This window comes from Pararobbsia alpina (genome assembly GCF_902859895.1).
Lineage (GTDB): Bacteria > Pseudomonadota > Gammaproteobacteria > Burkholderiales > Burkholderiaceae > Pararobbsia > Pararobbsia alpina.
Genome location: NZ_CADIKM010000012.1, coordinates 1 through 14,542, shown reverse-complemented (window position 1 = coordinate 14,542; position 14,542 = coordinate 1). Strand labels below are relative to the sequence as shown.

The window sequence follows — 14,542 nt, the reverse complement described above, 5'->3', positions numbered from 1 at the left end:
ACTCAGTAGCCGTTCTGGATCGAACGTAATGGGTTGTCGTTTGGAATGTCGCCTGGCGGCATCACGAGGGTCGGCGGCGACGCCACGGGTGCAGGGGCCTGCGGAGGCGGCGCCTGCGGCAACGCGGGCGCTTGCGCAGGCGCGGGCGCCACATTGGCTTCGCCGGCAGGTGCGCCCTCAGCTCCGTTTTGCTCCGCGCCCGGGACGGGCACAGCCGCGGGCGGCGCCGCGGGAGCGGCCGGCACCGTCGAGTATCGGCCTCCGTACGGCGCGGGCGGCGGTGTCGTACGCTGGGCCGGGGGCAATTGCCCGAACGAACTGGTCGACGGTGCCGTCGTACCTCGAGCGGGGGCGTCTGAATGCGGCTCGGCCGCCCCACCCACTCTTCCACCACCGACATTGCCAGGCGTGCGCACGGCCGGAACGGGTGCCGGTTGTGCGGTGTCGGCGCTCACCGGATCGAGCCGCAGCTGGTCGGCGTGGACGTTCATGTCGGTGCCCGACCACAATTCCTGCGTGTCCGCGTCGGCGGAAAGCTGAGGCCGCACGATGTGCGGCGTGATCTGGAGCACGATCTCCGTCTTCACATGATCGCCGTTGTGATCCGAGAACAGGCGGCCGAGCACCGGCAGTTGCCCCAGCCCCGGCACCTTGTCGGCCGTTGTGCGGTCCTGATCCGAAATCAGGCCACCGAGTATCTGGCTCTCGCCATCTCTTAGCCGCAGGCTTGTCGATGCGCTGCGCGTGCCGATCTGATAAGCGAGCGAGGTGAGACCCGTCTGCGAGTCGCCACTTTGAATGGTTTTCGTGATGTTGCTGACTTCGAGGTTGAGCTTGATACCGACATCCCCATCGCGGTAGACCTGCGGCTCGACTTCGAGTTTGATACCGACGTCGATGTACTGGATCATCTGTGTGAACGATGGGCCGCTCGTGCTTGGCGTGCTCGAACTCGAAATCACCGGCACCTTGTCGCCGATCAATATGCGCGCCTTCTCCTTGTTGCGCGCACGGATGCGTGGGCTGGCCAGCAGGTTCGCATCGGTATCGCTCAGCCTGAAGTTGGCCGTCGCCGACAGACCACTTACATTCAGCGCGTTGATCGGCAGATGATGCAACTCCCCCCAGGTGTTTGCCGTCGCGGGTGTCGACATCGTGAATGAATTCGGCCACTCGATACCGAGATCAGCTAACCGTTCATGCGACACCTCGAGTACCTCCACCTCGAGCATCACTTCCGGTTCCGGCAGGTCCTGCGCCGCGATCATTTGTTCGGCAACACGCACCGTATCCGGCGTGCCGCGGATCGTCACGGTATTCGCATGCTCGTCGATCACGACTTCCTTGATCTTCAGGAGGCTCTTCAGCAGCGACTGGGCCTGCTTCGCGTCGATGTTCGACAACTGGAATGTGCGCACCTTGAGCTCCTGATATTCGAGCTCCTTGGCCGCGGTCGCCGGATAGATGAAGAGCGTGTTCGCGTTGAGCTGCTTTTTGTCGAGCTGGTTCTGCATCAGGATCATGTCGACTGTGTCCTGCAACGATGCGTTCGTCACGAAGATCGTCGTCTTCAGATCGGCACGAACGTCTCGGTCGAAGATGACGTTCAGGCCCGACGTTCGCGACAGCGCCTCGAACACCATGCGGACATTCGCATCGCGAAACTGCAGCGTCACCGGCGTGCGCATGATCGACGACGCGGCAATGCTTTCTTCTTTCGCCTCGCGTTGCTGCCGGCGCTTGTCGTCGAGTTCCTGCAGCATCCGCAACGCCATCGCGTTGGTCGGATTCTGCGTGAGCACCCGATGGACGCGTTCCGACGCAAGCGCGTACGAGCCGCGTTGCATCATGCGGTCCGCTTCCTGCAGAGCCGCAAGATCGCGGCGGTCCTGATCGAGCGCAGCGCCGATCTTGCGTCCGCGTTCGCTGGTCGGGTCGATCGCGCTCGCCGCGTAGAGCTTCTGGACCGCCGCGTCGAACTGGGAGTTGAGTCTTAGCGCGTCAGCCTGGTCGAGCAGCGCATCGACCTGTTCATTGCGGTCGCGCAGATTGTTCAGCTGCAACTCGGCATTGGTCCGATCGTCGTATCGGGTCGGAGGGACCATGCAGCCGCTCAAGGCGAGCACGACGGCGATTGCCAGCAGCGCGCGCTTTCGGGTAGTCCAGCCGACAGCAGGTGGATCATAACGGGACCGAAACTCCAGCGACAGGCGTTTCGATGGGCCACGGTCCCTGTCGCGGCCTGCATCCCGGATGCGTGCGCCTTTCATCTTATTTTCCTTCGCTTTGCATGGAAATCACCTGCTTCACATTGAGCGGCAAATAGGTCAGCAAGACGTCGGTATCCGAGATCGAGTCGACACGATACTGACCGTTGATCACCTCACCCGGTGAAACGATCAACAACTGGTCCCCGCTGCTGAGGAATACTTTTGGCGTGGCTGTTTTCGCGTTCTGTTCACCCAGAAAGGTAAATGGCACGGGTGGCGCAGTGGGCGGCGCCGCGCTCTCTGGTGGGGCCGTCGGCACCTCGACGGGTGGAGGCGGAGGCGGCAGCCATGACGATGCCGCAAACGGATTGTTTGCTGACTCCAACGATAGTGGCGCACGGAGCGCGACAAGCCTCTCGCGCGGGGTCGGTGTGCTCTTCCCTGCACTGGCTCCGATTGCCCCGCTCGCGGCGCTTGCGCCATGCGAAGCGCTCGCGTGCGCATGCGGCGGTGTCTCGCGATGCACCGCAACCGTCCGAGGGTGCGCATCGGCACGATACGGACTATGGGATGCCGCAATCGGGAGCGGCGTCTGCAATCCAGCCATCCGCTCGCGAACGCCCAGCCCCGCGGCGACGATTACGCAGACCCCAAGGAGCGCGAACTTGACCAAAGAGGACTTCATGGCCGGCTTACCCGATAGATCAGTTCGAAGCGAACACGCGCATCGAGCACATTCCCCTCCACTGCCGGACGCTCGACATGAATCTCGCGTAAAGCCGCATTCGGTACGTGATTGAGGACCAAGGCAAGAAAGCGTCGAATCGCCCCGTACTGATCCTTGACCGGCAGCAGCATCTGGTAGCGAACGAAGTGAGCACTGGAATCGTTGGTCACGAGATACTCTGCCGAACCGAGCGTCAGATTGCTGTCGTGGGCCTGGGCGAGAATCGTTGCGATATCGTCCGCGCTTTGCGAGAACGTCGGAAAGAGGTCAGGCAAGGTATTGAGCGCGACTTTTTCGACAGCCGGTGACGGTTCGGGCGCCGCAGGACGCGCACTGGCGGTTCGCGTCGGCGCAGTTGAACTCACCCCTTCCTGCGCGCCCGATTCAACGCGTGGAGCGGCGACCGAGATGACAACGGCCGCGGCCAGCAACAGGGCGCCAAGCAGCCCCGGCAAACCCAGCAAGCGTCGCAGTTCGAAACGCAGCGTGAGCCACCGGTCATGCATCTGGGCACGGGTCATGATTTGCTCCAGACGGCAGTGATCTGGAAGCGCACCGGCGTGCCGGGCACATTGGTCTCGATCAGATGTTCGTTGAGCACGGCTTCGCGCAGCAGCTCGCTGGACTGCAGATACCTCAGGTAAGCGATCATCGCGTCGAAGGATTTCGCCTCCGCGGTGATGCGAATCTGGCTTTGGGAAGGATTCTGATCGATGCCGATGAGTGCGACATCGTGATCGGGATAGTCCTCGACGATCGACAACAGGTCCTGCCACGGCACGGTCAGCTCGCGCAGAACCGCCAGACTTTGACTCTCCGCGAGCTTCGCCGCGGGTGTCTGCGGCGTCGCCGCACGATGCGATTTCGCGTGCATCCGCTGCAATTGCCTCTCCTGTTCGGCTTGCACACGGTCGTTCTCGTCGTACGCCTCCCAGAGCCGCTCACCGCTTGCGACCAACAACACCATGGCAGCGCAAAGAAGCAGCACGCCGGCAGGCGCCGCGCGCGGACGGCTTCGGCTGAAATCGATGTCGAGACGCGGCGTCACTGCGCCACCTTCATGAGCCGGTGGGCATCCGAGCGTTCATGCGTCGGCTGAGCTGGCCGCACCGTTGTCGAAAAACGTCCTTCGAACGGCGCGGGGTCGATCTCGATGCCGTACAGATAGATTCCGCAGTCCTCGCGTTTCCCGGAGGTTCGACTCGCAAGACGCTCGAAGGCTTGCTCGGCCCGCGCCGCGATGATCGCCGGATCGCTCGTGTCGCCGTGGAAGAGACGCTGCGCGTCGTATGCGACCCAGCAGTTCTGTTCGAGCAGCACCGCCTGCATCAGCGTGTCCGCGATGAACAGCAACATTGCCGCGCCCTCGCCGATCGTGCTGTTCGCACGATTCAGCATTTCCGGGAGGCACAGCCTTAGACCCCGGATGCGGGTCCTCGCCTCTGCGCTCGCGTCGTGGATGCCCTCATGCAGCGTGCGGGACATCGCACTGGCGAAGACTGCCCGGCCGTCGCGCTGCACCGAGAAACGCACCAGCACCGAACCCGCTTCGATTCCATAAATGTCGTTCAGGTGCGCGAGCACCACTTCTTCGATTTCGGGCGCGTGCAGCGTGCGAAAGTCACCGCGCAGGATCGCGTGACTGGCCCAGAAATCGTCCAGGACGATGCATGCATGTTGCTTTGGAGCACGCTTGTGCCCCGGGTCGACAGGGAACCCGGCTAAAGCCAGCTTGAGCGCGTCGAGCAACCCGGCTTCCGTGAAGCACTGCGCTTCGGGTATCACGACGCTCAGCGGCTCAGCAGGCGCTGGAAGCTTGCGCTGGCGCATCCATCGAGGTGTCGTCGCGCCGATCACCAGCTCACGCGTGCCGACACCGATCGCCAGTGGACTATTCAACCATTGTGACACGGTTGATCTCCTCGAGTGTCGTTTCGCCGCGCATCACGAGCGTCAGTGCGGCGGCGCGCAGCGTCTGCATGCCATAGCGCATCGCCGCTGCCTTGATATGTCCGAGAGGCGCGCGCTCCGAAAGCAGTTGTCTCAGTTCGTCGTTCATTCGCAGCGCTTCTGCGATCGCGCGCCGCCCGCGATATCCACTGCCACGGCATGCCGCGCAGCCGGCGCCACGCCGAAATTGGTAGCGGCCCGCTGTGTCGGGATCAATGCCGGAACGGACCAGAGCGTCGGCCTCCACGGGTTCGTCGATCACGCAATCCACACAGCACTGCCGCACCAGCCGCTGCGCGATCACTCCGTTCAGTGCAGACACAAAGCTGTATGGATCGACCTCCATATTCGTGAAGCGGCCGATCACGTCGAACACGTTGTTCGCGTGCACGGTCGTGAACACCTGATGCCCTGTCAGCGCGGCCTGAACGGCAATTTGCGCGGTTTCCGGATCGCGGATTTCGCCGACCATGATTTTGTCGGGGTCGTGCCGCAGGATGGATCGAAGCCCACGGGCAAACGTAAGCCCCTTCGCTTCGTTCACAGGGATCTGCAGAATGTCGCCCAACTGGTATTCGACAGGGTCCTCGATCGTCACGATTTTTTCGAGGCCGTCGTTGATCTCGGTGAGGATGGCGTAGAGTGTGGTCGTCTTGCCGCTGCCGGTTGGCCCCGTCACCAGCAACATCCCGTAGGGCATCGATGCGACCGAGCGCATGAAACGGGTATCGTCGTGCTGAAAACCGAGTGCCTCGAGCGTCAACCCGCCAGAGGCCTGCGACAACTGATAGCGATCGAGGATCCGCAGCACCGCATCTTCGCCGAACTGGTTCGGCATGATAGAGACGCGAAAGTCGATCTCCCGGCCCGCGTACACCGCCTTGAAGCGACCATCCTGCGGTACGCGGCGCTCCGCGATATCGAGTTCGGAAATGACCTTCACGCGCGACAGCACCTGGTCTGCGACGTCGCGGCCTTCCGCGCGGCCCACGACGGTCAGCACGCCATCCACGCGGCACTTGATCATCAATCCGTTCGCCCGGCATTCGAGGTGAATGTCGCTCGCCATCATCTTCAGCGCATCGTAGATCGTGGAATTGAGCAACCGCACCACGGGGCTGTCGTCGCTGCTGATGCCCTGCAGCGTCAGCGCGAGAGAAGAGGGGTCCGCTGCATGCTGAACGGGATCGTCGAACGCGAGCGAATCCATCGCCCGCACGTCTTTCTCGCGCACCGCCAACCACGCAGTGAGATCTCCGACGCTCGCGAGTGCCCAGCTATACGGTATGGTCGGCCGCGACCGCATCCGGTGCTCGACCGCGCCGCGCGTGCGAACGTCGAGAGGATCCGCAATGACGAACAGCAATCCGCCGTCTGCATCCGGTTGATGAAAGCATGCGCACAGCCGCGTGGTTGCTTCGACGAACGGAAGCACGTCGAAGTCGGCTTCGAGCCGGTTCAACTCTTGCATGCCGATCGATTTCATGCGGAACTGCACGGCGAGTCGTGCGACCAGCTCGTTCGCATCCAACGAGACCTGCGCCGCCAATTCCTCCAGCGCGCGAATACCTGAGCCATGCCGTTCGCCAAGCGCGCGCAGCACGTCGCGCAGCTCGACGCTTGGACTTTCCGGTATCGCGCTAATTGTGTCCATGCAATTCCCCAACGCCTCACTACTCGATGCTCGATGCAATTTCGAAGATCGGCATATACATCAACACGACAATGCCGCCGATCACCACGCCGATGAAAATCATCATCGCGGGCTCGATGAGTCGCGAAATCAGATCGATCGTGCGCGACACCTGCGCTTCCTGAAACGCTGCGATACGGTCGAGGACGGGACCGAGTCCGCCCGTCTTCTCTGCGACCGTGAGCAGGCGATAGGTGATCGCGTTGGCAAGGCCGGTCTGCTGGAACGCATCGGACATCTTTGTTCCATTGCGCACCTGTTGCATGGCCGATGTGACTGCAGCCTGATCGGCACGGCCGACCAGCTCGCGAGCAAGATCAAAAGCGCGAACGGCGGGAATGCCTCCATCGACCAGCATCGCCGTCGTGCGGAAGAACTGCGACTGCCGAAAGACTCGAAAGTGCTGACCGATGCCTGGCAACGCGAGCAGACGGTCCGCGATCCAGTTCCGCACCGTGGGCCGGCGCAGCGCGATAGCGGTCGTCACCACCAGCACGGCGAGGCTGACAGTGAGTTCCGTCCCGTGGGCATGCACCATGCCGCCCCACAGGATCAGCATTTTCGACAATAGGGGCAGCTCGCGACCACTGTGTTCGAGTAAGGTCGCAAACCGTGGCACGACGAAGCCCAGCAGGAACAGTACAACGGCTGCGCCCACGAGCAGCAGCACGGAAGGATAGATTGCGGCCGACACCACGCGTGAGCGGAGTTCGTGAAGCAACGCGCTGTTGCGTGAATAGCGCGTCAGGCTGTCGGCGAGGCCGCCGGTCTGCTCACTGGCTTTGACGCACGCGACCAGCACCGGCGGAAATACGTGGCTCGCCTGCTCGAGCGCCGACGACAGCGACCGGCCCTCTTCAAGATGCCGCAACAGATCGCGATAGACCCATGCCGATGATTCGCGGCGATCGTTGCCTCCGAGCGTACGCAATGCGTCGACCACGCCGACGCCGGCCTCCAGCAGCGCGGCCAGTTCACGCGCGAACAGCTCGACGTTGAACCTCGCTGCGGGCATCGCGGCCCAGCTCAGATGGCGGCGCCGCTGGCGCCCAGCGGGGCGAACCGACACCACACGAAGTCCTCTGGCGCGCGCAAGCGCCGTCGCCGTTGCAGAAGAATCGCAGTCGACGCGTAGCGTTTGAACCGCACCGCTGATATCGAAGACGCGCACCAGGTACTTCACATCGATTCTCCTTGACGCCAGCGCACTACCAGGACGTGACATCCGTGTTCTCACCCGTGCCACCCACCTGACCATCCTTGCCGAGCGAGTACAGATCGTAGTCACTGTGCTCGCCGGGCGAGCGATACTGATACGGTCGATTCCACGGGTCCGGCGGCACCGCCTTCTGCAGATACGGGCCGCTCCAGCGCGACGCGTCCTGCGGCTTGGTCATCAGGGCCTGCAGACTTTCCTCTGTGGTTGGATACGCGCCCATATCGAGCCGGTACTGGTCGAGCGCCTTGCTCAACGAGTCGATCTGCGCACGCGCGATTTTCGTGTTCGACTTGCCGACCTGCTCGAAGTATCTCGGTGCGACGAGTCCGGCGAGCAGGCCGATGATGACCATGACCACGAGCAGTTCGAGCAGCGTGAACCCAGCATCGCGGCGAAGGCGGTGTCGAGCCGACCCCGTGCGCTTCGTACGCTCGCGGGCAAGAGAGCTGATCGAGGACACTTCGTTGCGCACGTCTTCTCCCCGTCTATCGACTCAGGGCTCCGTGTGATCGAAGCCGTTTGATGCATTCTTGTTCAGGTCGACAACGGCAATAAGTAGGGAGACCCGTCCAAAGGGATGGGTAGATCCCCCCCAGTTACGAGGTCGTTCAAGGAAGGCGGTTCAATGGGTCAGCTGTGTCCGGCAGCGCGAGCACACCCATGTCGACCGCCAGGCGTACGAGCCCGGTCACGTTCGTGACGCCCAGTTTGCGCATCAGGTTCGAGCGGTGTTTTTCTATCGTTTTTGGACTGAGCCTCAGGTGCTCACCGACCTGGCGATTCGTGCGGCCTTCAGCGACGAGCCGCAGCACCGTGCGTTCGCGGCCGGTCAAGGTGTTCCAGATCTGCGTGTGGTGCGGGAGGTCGGGGAGCAGGTCCAGCGAGTGGCTGCGGTGGCGGTTGCCATCGAAGGCGCCGTTTCTTTTGCCTTGCATCACAAGACGCATCTCGCTGACGAGTTCGTCGAACGACGCGTCCTTGATGACATAGCCGTCCGCACCCGCTGCGAGCGACTCGTTCACGTACTGGTCGCTGCAGTGAATGGTCAGGACGATGATACGGATCTGCGGCGTATTCCGTTTGATGACAGCAATCGCCTCGATGCCGCTTCTGCCCGGCATCGAGAGATCCATCAGTATCAGGTCCGGCATCAGCGCCGTGGCGAGGCGGCATACCTCGAGTCCGTCCTTCGCCTCGCCGGAAATCGTGTAGTCGTGCAGGGACGCAACCATGTTGCAGAGCCCGCTGCGCAGAAGATGCTGGTCTTCGGCAACGAGCACACGGTGCTTCTTCTCCAATTTTTCGCTCCTCGCCGGAACGCCCGCGACTAGTTCGATGCGACCACTTCGTGATAGGCATCAAGCAGTTCCGCGGGCGTCGCGAGACCGTCGATGCGCAGCCACGGCTTGCCCGGCGCGGAGCGGAAAAACGCAACCGCCGTGTGATTCATCTTGTCGCCGCGATAGACGTTGAACGCGCGTTGTGCGGCGATGCTGGCTTCGACCGTGCCGGTGTAGTACTGCCACTCGGGGCCTGCATCGAACCTCGCGGCGTACGCTCTCAAGCGGGCGGGCGTGTCCTGCTCGGGGTCGATCGAGATTGAGACCATATGCACCCTGTCTCGATCGCCGCCGAGCTTGTCCTGAAGTTCCTCGAACGTCTGGCTGATCATCGGGCAGATGGTCGTGCACGTCGTATAGATAAAGGTCAGAACGACTGGGCGACCGTCGTTCAACTCGTCGACAAGCGAGACCTCCGTGCCGTCGTCCCGGATCAACGTTACCGGCGGAAGCGGGTAGTCCACCGTCGAACGCATCGTGCCCGCCGTCATGTCGTGATGGTGCGCAGGCATCGCGACATCCTCGGTGGCGGATGGTGCGGGCTCAGTCTGCATGGCGGCCATCGTCGCATGTTGGGGCGCTTCCATTGCGGTGTCGTCGGCCGGCTCTCCGGCGGCTGCCGGCTGCATGCCCGCCATCTTGTCGTGATGGTGCGCCTCCATTGCTGCGCTGCCAGTCGCATCCGCGTCCGTCGCACTTGCCGTTTCGGCGCCGGCCGGTCCTGCCCCTGCCCCTGCCAGCAAGAGGGCACCGACCATCAATCTGCGAGTGATCTTCATTGCGACCTCCAGAATCGTGAAGTAAGGACAGAGCGCGTCCGGAGGAGCGTCGTCGCATGCCTCCTGCCTGTCAGCTCAGTCTCATGAATCTGGCGTGATGCGTCATTGGATGAAGCCCCCCAAACAGCGGTAGGGTATGTCCACCCGAGGGAAGCTCCGCCAGGCAACACCCAGGATCTACCTCCCTCACAGCCCGTATATGCCCCGTTGCCGCGGACCGCTCCAGCGGCTTACAATTGACCAATGGCTTGAGGCCTGCTTGAGCCAACTCGCCCGGAGGTCCCATGGATGCCTCTCAGCCCGAGCGACGGCAGCTGAAGCTGCGTGATCTGACCGAGGCGATGCGCAAGTTGGGCATCGCGGTCCGGCTTGACGAACCGCAAACAGGCTGCGTTCCCGATGCGCGTGGCGCGGCGTTGGCGATTGTTTCCCCGGATGGATCGTTTCTGTCGGTTAACCGGAGCGCGGCGACGCTGCTCGGCTACGCCAGTGGTGAGCTGGTAGGCCGGCAATTGCTGGCCTTGGCACCCGAGGCCAATCGAGTTGCCCTGGGTATGCAGTTGTCCGTGGAAAGCGCCAGCGAGTTTCGTTCTTTCAGCACGATGCTGATGGGGCGGGCCGGTCGGCCGCTGCGCCTCACGCTGCACCAGCAGCGGATCGCAGCGGAACATGAGAAAGACCGTGCCCAACTCACGCTTTTCGAAGAACCGCTTGAATCAGACGCGCCTGCAAACGGGAGCACCGTTGCCGGTGCAGACGCACGCGATCGGCTCACGTACCTGATGATGGGTCAGCAAATAGAACGCCAGCGCCTCGCAGCGGATTTGCACGACGGACTAGGGCAAGCACTGACGCTGATCAAGCTGATGGTCGAGGATGCGCGAATGCGTCTGGGCCGCGGAAAAACCGAGGACGTTGAGCAGCAGCTCGATGCCACGGTGCTGCAGATCCGTGACACGATCGGAGAAATGCGGCAGATCTGCGACGAACTGCGTCCACTTGCACTGGAGCGGCTAGGTTTGCCTGCGGCGCTGAGCACGCTCTGCCGGCGCGTCGAGCGCAGCGCTGAAAAACTCGTCGTGACCTTCCATTTCGATGTCGACGACCGTGACGTGCCGGAGCATCTCAAAGCCGACATCTTCCGGGTGGCGCAGGAAGCGCTCAATAACACGGTCAAGCATGCACAAGCGAGCGAAGTCAGACTCGACTTTCAGCGCACCCATGCCAGTCTGCTGCTGACGATTCAGGATAACGGCATCGGATACGATACGCGGCCACTCCCGCCGGACGAAATGAGTCTGGCAGGTCTCGGTCTGGTTGGCATGCAACAGCGCGTCGAATCGCAAGGTGGTCTTCTCTCTGTCCACTCTTCCGGAGTCAGCGGAACAGTCGTGTCTGCGAGTTGGGTGCTGTGAAGCACCCATCCAGCGGCCACGCGTGATCGCTTAACCCGCCGCCGTTCCGCTCAGCCGGGAGATTGGCGACGCAGGACTTTGGCCGGGCTCGGACGTCGGCGGTTCCAGGTGCTCCAACGGCACACGCGCATACCTTTCGTCTGCATCCGGCTCGGCGCACTTCGAAGCCAGTGACGTCAGCAAGCCCATGCTGATCGCCACCAGCACCAGCTCGGTCAGATTCTCGATGGCGAGCTTGTGCATCACGCTGGCGCGGTACTTTTCGATCGTCTTCGGACTGAGATTCAGATACTGCCCGACCTGCCGGTTGGTCCGCCCTTCCGCAATCAGCTTGAGCACGCTGCGCTCGCGAGCTGTCAGGATGTCCCACGCCTTTTTGGGTACCGCCGCCTCGCGCCCTGTGATGAACGAGTCGACCATATAGCCGTATATGTTGGCACTCAGATGTTTCTTACCCTGCATGACGGATCGCATGGCAACGAGCAGTTCGTCGAACGAGACGTCTTTCAGCACATAGCCATCGACGCCTGCCCGTAGCGCCTCGCGCACATACTCTTCGTTCTGGTGAACGGTCAGAGCCACGATGCGAACGGGCGGAGAGCGGCGTTTGATGGCTGCGCTTGCATCGATTCCATTCATCCCGCGCATGGACAGATCCATCAGGATCAGATCGGGAGCGAGTGTCATTGCGATCCGACAAGCCTCCTTGCCATCTCGCGCCTCGCCAATGACATCAAACTCGCCTTGTGCGGCGAGCATCGAACACAAACCATTGCGCAGCAAATCATGATCCTCGGCAATCAACACGCGATATTTGACATTCACGATCGCCACTCCTCGTTCGGATGGGGGGCTGGATAGATACCAGCCGTCGCAGAACGTTTCACACGCCCTTTGTTTCTAATTTCTCGCACTACGTCTTTCATTTAGCTTTCAGTTTTCTTTTAATTAATTCTTTCAATTCCCTTTTAAAGAGTTTCTTACTCTTTCTAATCCTAAAATTGGCGCTGACGCTGATACATTTAGTTGATCCTCGCGCTGTGAGCCCATCTGGCAAGGGATCAGGCCATCATCGCGAAGATCGTTTCGGCATGCGAATGCACTCCGCGAAACAAACGGAAATAAAGAAATCAGGGGTAAAACGTTTCAAAAATGAAAATCGACGGCCAAGATCCGGATTGCTAATAATGCGAATCAATATCATTGCGAAAACCGTCTTCTTTTAGGATTTCTCCCTTTCGCTGATTGCAGTTTCAATGGTGGCGAAATCGACATTTCGTTTTACTTTATTACGAATGTAACTCTTTTGTACGGAGTATGAAAGCACCTGTGTAGCCCATTGAAAAGTAGGAAGGTGCCCCATTGCAGCGGTCCTTTTCTGCGCTTCACAATGACGAGGCGGAGTGAAATTTCCCATGCGCCGACGCCCTTCCTTGCTGTCGATAAACGCCATGCGGGTTGTCTTAATAACCCTTGGGATGGCGTCGGCTGGAATCGTGCATGCGGACATATTCGGCGCGGTCGATAGCAAGGGCGCGATCGTTCTGACAAACACGCCTGGAAAAGCCGGACTAGCCGTCATCGTGGCCGGCGATCCGTCCGCCCCGCTTGCGGCCAAACGTGCGAAAGTCGCGCTCTCAACGCGTACCGATATCACCCGCTTTGCGGATGTGATCAACGAAGCAAGCCGCACCGTTCGCCTGCAGCCTGAGCTATTGCGCGCTGTGATCGACATCGAATCGCGCTACAACCCCAACGCGGTATCCGTCAAAGGGGCACTTGGGCTCATGCAACTGATGCCGGAGACAGCGCGGCGCTTTTCAGACGGCGACATGTTCAATCCGCGCGACAACGTACTGGCGGGCGCCCGCTATCTGCGCTTCCTGCTTGACCTGTTCAAGGATGATATGGAACTCGCTCTAGCCGCCTACAACGCCGGAGAAAATGCCGTGATTCGCGCCGGCTATCGCATTCCGCCCGTACCCGAGACGCGCCAGTACGTGCCACGCGTACTCGATCTCTATCATCGATTGCTGAGCCAGCAGTCAGGATGAGGTGTCTATGGCACGATCCATTCGCCGTCGGCAACGAGCCTCATGCCATCGGGTTGTGCAAATCGGACCATATAGCCGCCCTTCGATGCATATCGCTGACCAGGCGCCAGCGTCAGCCGTGGATAGTAGCCAGTGAGTATCCGGTGTTCGAGCATGTCGTCGATGCGCTCGACGAGATAGTCCCTGACGAAGGCATCGACCATGTGACTGAGCGTCTCCGCGAGAAGTCCGCAAGCAAGATAGGTGTCCGCCTGCACGCGCTCGTCGACGATCGGAATCTGCCGGATCGCGAACCATCCGAACGCATAGTCGACGCGCACGCGTCGCTTCTCCGGTAGGTCGACCGGATAAGCAAGACGCGCCGTCCCTCGCCAGTTCGCCGGTAGCGGCGTGCGGTCGAGGCCACCCATCAGTCCAGATACAAAAACCTTCGTCGACACAGGGGGCTTGTCGCCCATGGCGGCGATGTCCGCCGGACGCAACCACAGCACCAGTACATCCGCGCCTTGGGCACTTCGCATTGCGGCGGCGACACTCTCGCCTGGCGCCAGCGCGTGGTTTGATATCGCTATGCCATGCCCCTTGAGCGCGATACTCAGCGCCTGCGCGCCGGCCTCGCCGCTATCGCCCGTGCGATAGATCTGTCGCGCCGTTTTTACCACTCCGGCCGACGAGTCCGCACGGGTATCGATAATCCGTTTCGCGATCATGTCGGCCTCGAGCAGAACACCCTTCGAGAAGTACAGAGAGTAAAAGTCGCGCTCCGATTCGACCGGTACATCCACGTTGGGGAAAAGACATGGCACAGCTTCCTGCTCGCAGAACTCGTGGACGGGCGCCCAGTTCCGGCCGCCAAGTCCCGATAGCACCGCGAACACAGGCTGCTGCGCGAGATGTTGCCTGAGTTGGTCGTGCCAGGTCGCCGGCGGGCCGTGAAGCTCCCATACGTGCAACTCCCAACGGCGATTGACCATGAACATCATCTTGCGCGAGCTTCGTAGCGGCGGCGTCGCGCCGAGCGGCGATGCGTTCTTGTCGGCAAAATAGTGTTCGAGGACGTCGAGCATGCCGCGCCGTTTCACCGGGTCGGCATCCGGGGTAATGATCGTCGCGAAGTGCAGCACGGTATCCGTCACCCCCGGCGCGCGGCGCCTG

General features: G+C 61.5%; 15 protein-coding genes. 2 read left to right on the top strand and 13 right to left on the bottom strand.

The window, feature by feature from the left end:
• Positions 1-2 precede the first annotated feature (2 nt).
• From HV670_RS14265 to HV670_RS14220, 10 genes are all read right to left on the bottom strand, one after another.
• On the bottom strand, positions 3-2,270 hold the full coding sequence (locus HV670_RS14265) for a type IV pilus secretin PilQ (protein ID WP_175105445.1): 2,268 nt from the start codon (positions 2,268-2,270) through the stop codon (positions 3-5).
• Position 2,271: 1 nt separating this feature from the next.
• On the bottom strand, positions 2,272-2,895 hold the full coding sequence (locus HV670_RS14260) for a hypothetical protein (protein WP_175105444.1): 624 nt from the start codon (positions 2,893-2,895) through the stop codon (positions 2,272-2,274).
• Positions 2,892-3,458: a hypothetical protein gene (locus HV670_RS14255; protein WP_175105443.1), complete on the bottom strand. Its 567-nt coding sequence runs from the start codon at positions 3,456-3,458 to the stop codon at positions 2,892-2,894. Before HV670_RS14255 ends, HV670_RS14260 begins: the two co-directional genes overlap by 4 nt.
• Positions 3,455-3,985: a PilN domain-containing protein gene (locus HV670_RS14250; protein ID WP_175105442.1), complete on the bottom strand. Its 531-nt coding sequence runs from the start codon at positions 3,983-3,985 to the stop codon at positions 3,455-3,457. The genes HV670_RS14255 and HV670_RS14250 overlap by 4 nt, the downstream gene beginning before the upstream one ends.
• The gene (locus HV670_RS14245; RefSeq protein ID WP_175105441.1) at positions 3,982-4,848 is read right to left on the bottom strand and encodes a hypothetical protein; all 867 of its coding nucleotides are present in this window, start codon (positions 4,846-4,848) and stop codon (positions 3,982-3,984) included. The genes HV670_RS14250 and HV670_RS14245 overlap by 4 nt, the downstream gene beginning before the upstream one ends.
• The gene (locus HV670_RS14240) at positions 4,829-6,541 is read right to left on the bottom strand and encodes a GspE/PulE family protein (RefSeq protein WP_175105440.1); all 1,713 of its coding nucleotides are present in this window, start codon (positions 6,539-6,541) and stop codon (positions 4,829-4,831) included. Before HV670_RS14240 ends, HV670_RS14245 begins: the two co-directional genes overlap by 20 nt.
• Before the next feature lie 19 nt (positions 6,542-6,560).
• Entirely contained in the window at positions 6,561-7,763 is a 1,203-nt protein-coding gene (locus HV670_RS14235) for a type II secretion system F family protein (protein ID WP_175105439.1), read from the bottom strand.
• 25 nt (positions 7,764-7,788) lie between these two features.
• Complete coding sequence (gene gspG / locus HV670_RS14230) at positions 7,789-8,250, bottom strand: type II secretion system major pseudopilin GspG (protein WP_281362399.1); 462 nt, start codon at positions 8,248-8,250, stop codon at positions 7,789-7,791.
• Positions 8,251-8,407: 157 nt separating this feature from the next.
• Positions 8,408-9,097 carry a response regulator gene (locus tag HV670_RS14225; protein ID WP_175105437.1) on the bottom strand — a complete coding sequence of 230 codons (690 nt, stop codon included), beginning with the start codon at positions 9,095-9,097 and terminating at the stop codon, positions 8,408-8,410.
• Between the two features lie 29 nt (positions 9,098-9,126).
• Positions 9,127-9,702, bottom strand: a complete 576-nt coding sequence (locus tag HV670_RS14220) for an SCO family protein (protein WP_425511429.1) — start codon at positions 9,700-9,702, stop codon at positions 9,127-9,129.
• A 500-nt stretch (positions 9,703-10,202) separates the two neighbouring features.
• Here HV670_RS14220 and HV670_RS14215 point away from each other — a divergent pair, with 500 nt between their 5' ends.
• Complete coding sequence (locus tag HV670_RS14215; RefSeq protein WP_175105436.1) at positions 10,203-11,333, top strand: histidine kinase; 1,131 nt, start codon at positions 10,203-10,205, stop codon at positions 11,331-11,333.
• 30 nt (positions 11,334-11,363) lie between these two features.
• Here HV670_RS14215 and HV670_RS14210 read toward each other — a convergent pair whose 3' ends face one another.
• Together HV670_RS14210 and HV670_RS14205 are read right to left on the bottom strand one after the other, a co-directional pair.
• Positions 11,364-12,158 carry a response regulator gene (locus HV670_RS14210; RefSeq protein ID WP_175105435.1) on the bottom strand — a complete coding sequence of 265 codons (795 nt, stop codon included), beginning with the start codon at positions 12,156-12,158 and terminating at the stop codon, positions 11,364-11,366.
• A gap of 397 nt (positions 12,159-12,555) precedes the next feature.
• A complete protein-coding gene (locus HV670_RS14205; RefSeq protein ID WP_175105432.1) occupies positions 12,556-12,786 on the bottom strand; it encodes a hypothetical protein in 231 nt (76 codons plus the stop codon).
• On the opposite strand from HV670_RS14205, the gene HV670_RS14200 reads away from it, so the two are divergent.
• Positions 12,749-13,387, top strand: coding sequence for a lytic transglycosylase domain-containing protein (locus tag HV670_RS14200; RefSeq protein ID WP_175105434.1), 639 nt, complete (start codon positions 12,749-12,751; stop codon positions 13,385-13,387). The two genes, HV670_RS14205 and HV670_RS14200, sit on opposite strands and share 38 nt — an antisense overlap.
• A gap of 5 nt (positions 13,388-13,392) precedes the next feature.
• On the opposite strand, the gene HV670_RS14195 is transcribed toward HV670_RS14200, so the two are convergent.
• Positions 13,393-14,542 (bottom strand): type 1 periplasmic-binding domain-containing protein (locus HV670_RS14195; protein ID WP_175105433.1); only part of this gene is annotated, 1,150 nt, incomplete at its 5' end.

What these genes read in the sequence shown, in the direction of transcription:
- HV670_RS14265 (WP_175105445.1), bottom strand. Translation starts at nt 2,270, where the DNA reads ATGAAAGGCGCACGCATCCGGGATGCAGGCCGCGACAGGGACCGTGGC.
- HV670_RS14200 (WP_175105434.1), top strand. Translation starts at nt 12,749, where the DNA reads ATGCGCCGACGCCCTTCCTTGCTGTCGATAAACGCCATGCGGGTTGTC.
- HV670_RS14255 (WP_175105443.1), bottom strand. Translation starts at nt 3,458, where the DNA reads ATGACCCGTGCCCAGATGCATGACCGGTGGCTCACGCTGCGTTTCGAA.
- HV670_RS14260 (WP_175105444.1), bottom strand. Translation starts at nt 2,895, where the DNA reads ATGAAGTCCTCTTTGGTCAAGTTCGCGCTCCTTGGGGTCTGCGTAATC.
- HV670_RS14205 (WP_175105432.1), bottom strand. Translation starts at nt 12,786, where the DNA reads ATGGCGTTTATCGACAGCAAGGAAGGGCGTCGGCGCATGGGAAATTTC.
- HV670_RS14220 (WP_425511429.1), bottom strand. Translation starts at nt 9,702, where the DNA reads ATGGCCGCCATGCAGACTGAGCCCGCACCATCCGCCACCGAGGATGTC.
- HV670_RS14240 (WP_175105440.1), bottom strand. Translation starts at nt 6,541, where the DNA reads ATGGACACAATTAGCGCGATACCGGAAAGTCCAAGCGTCGAGCTGCGC.
- HV670_RS14215 (WP_175105436.1), top strand. Translation starts at nt 10,203, where the DNA reads ATGGATGCCTCTCAGCCCGAGCGACGGCAGCTGAAGCTGCGTGATCTG.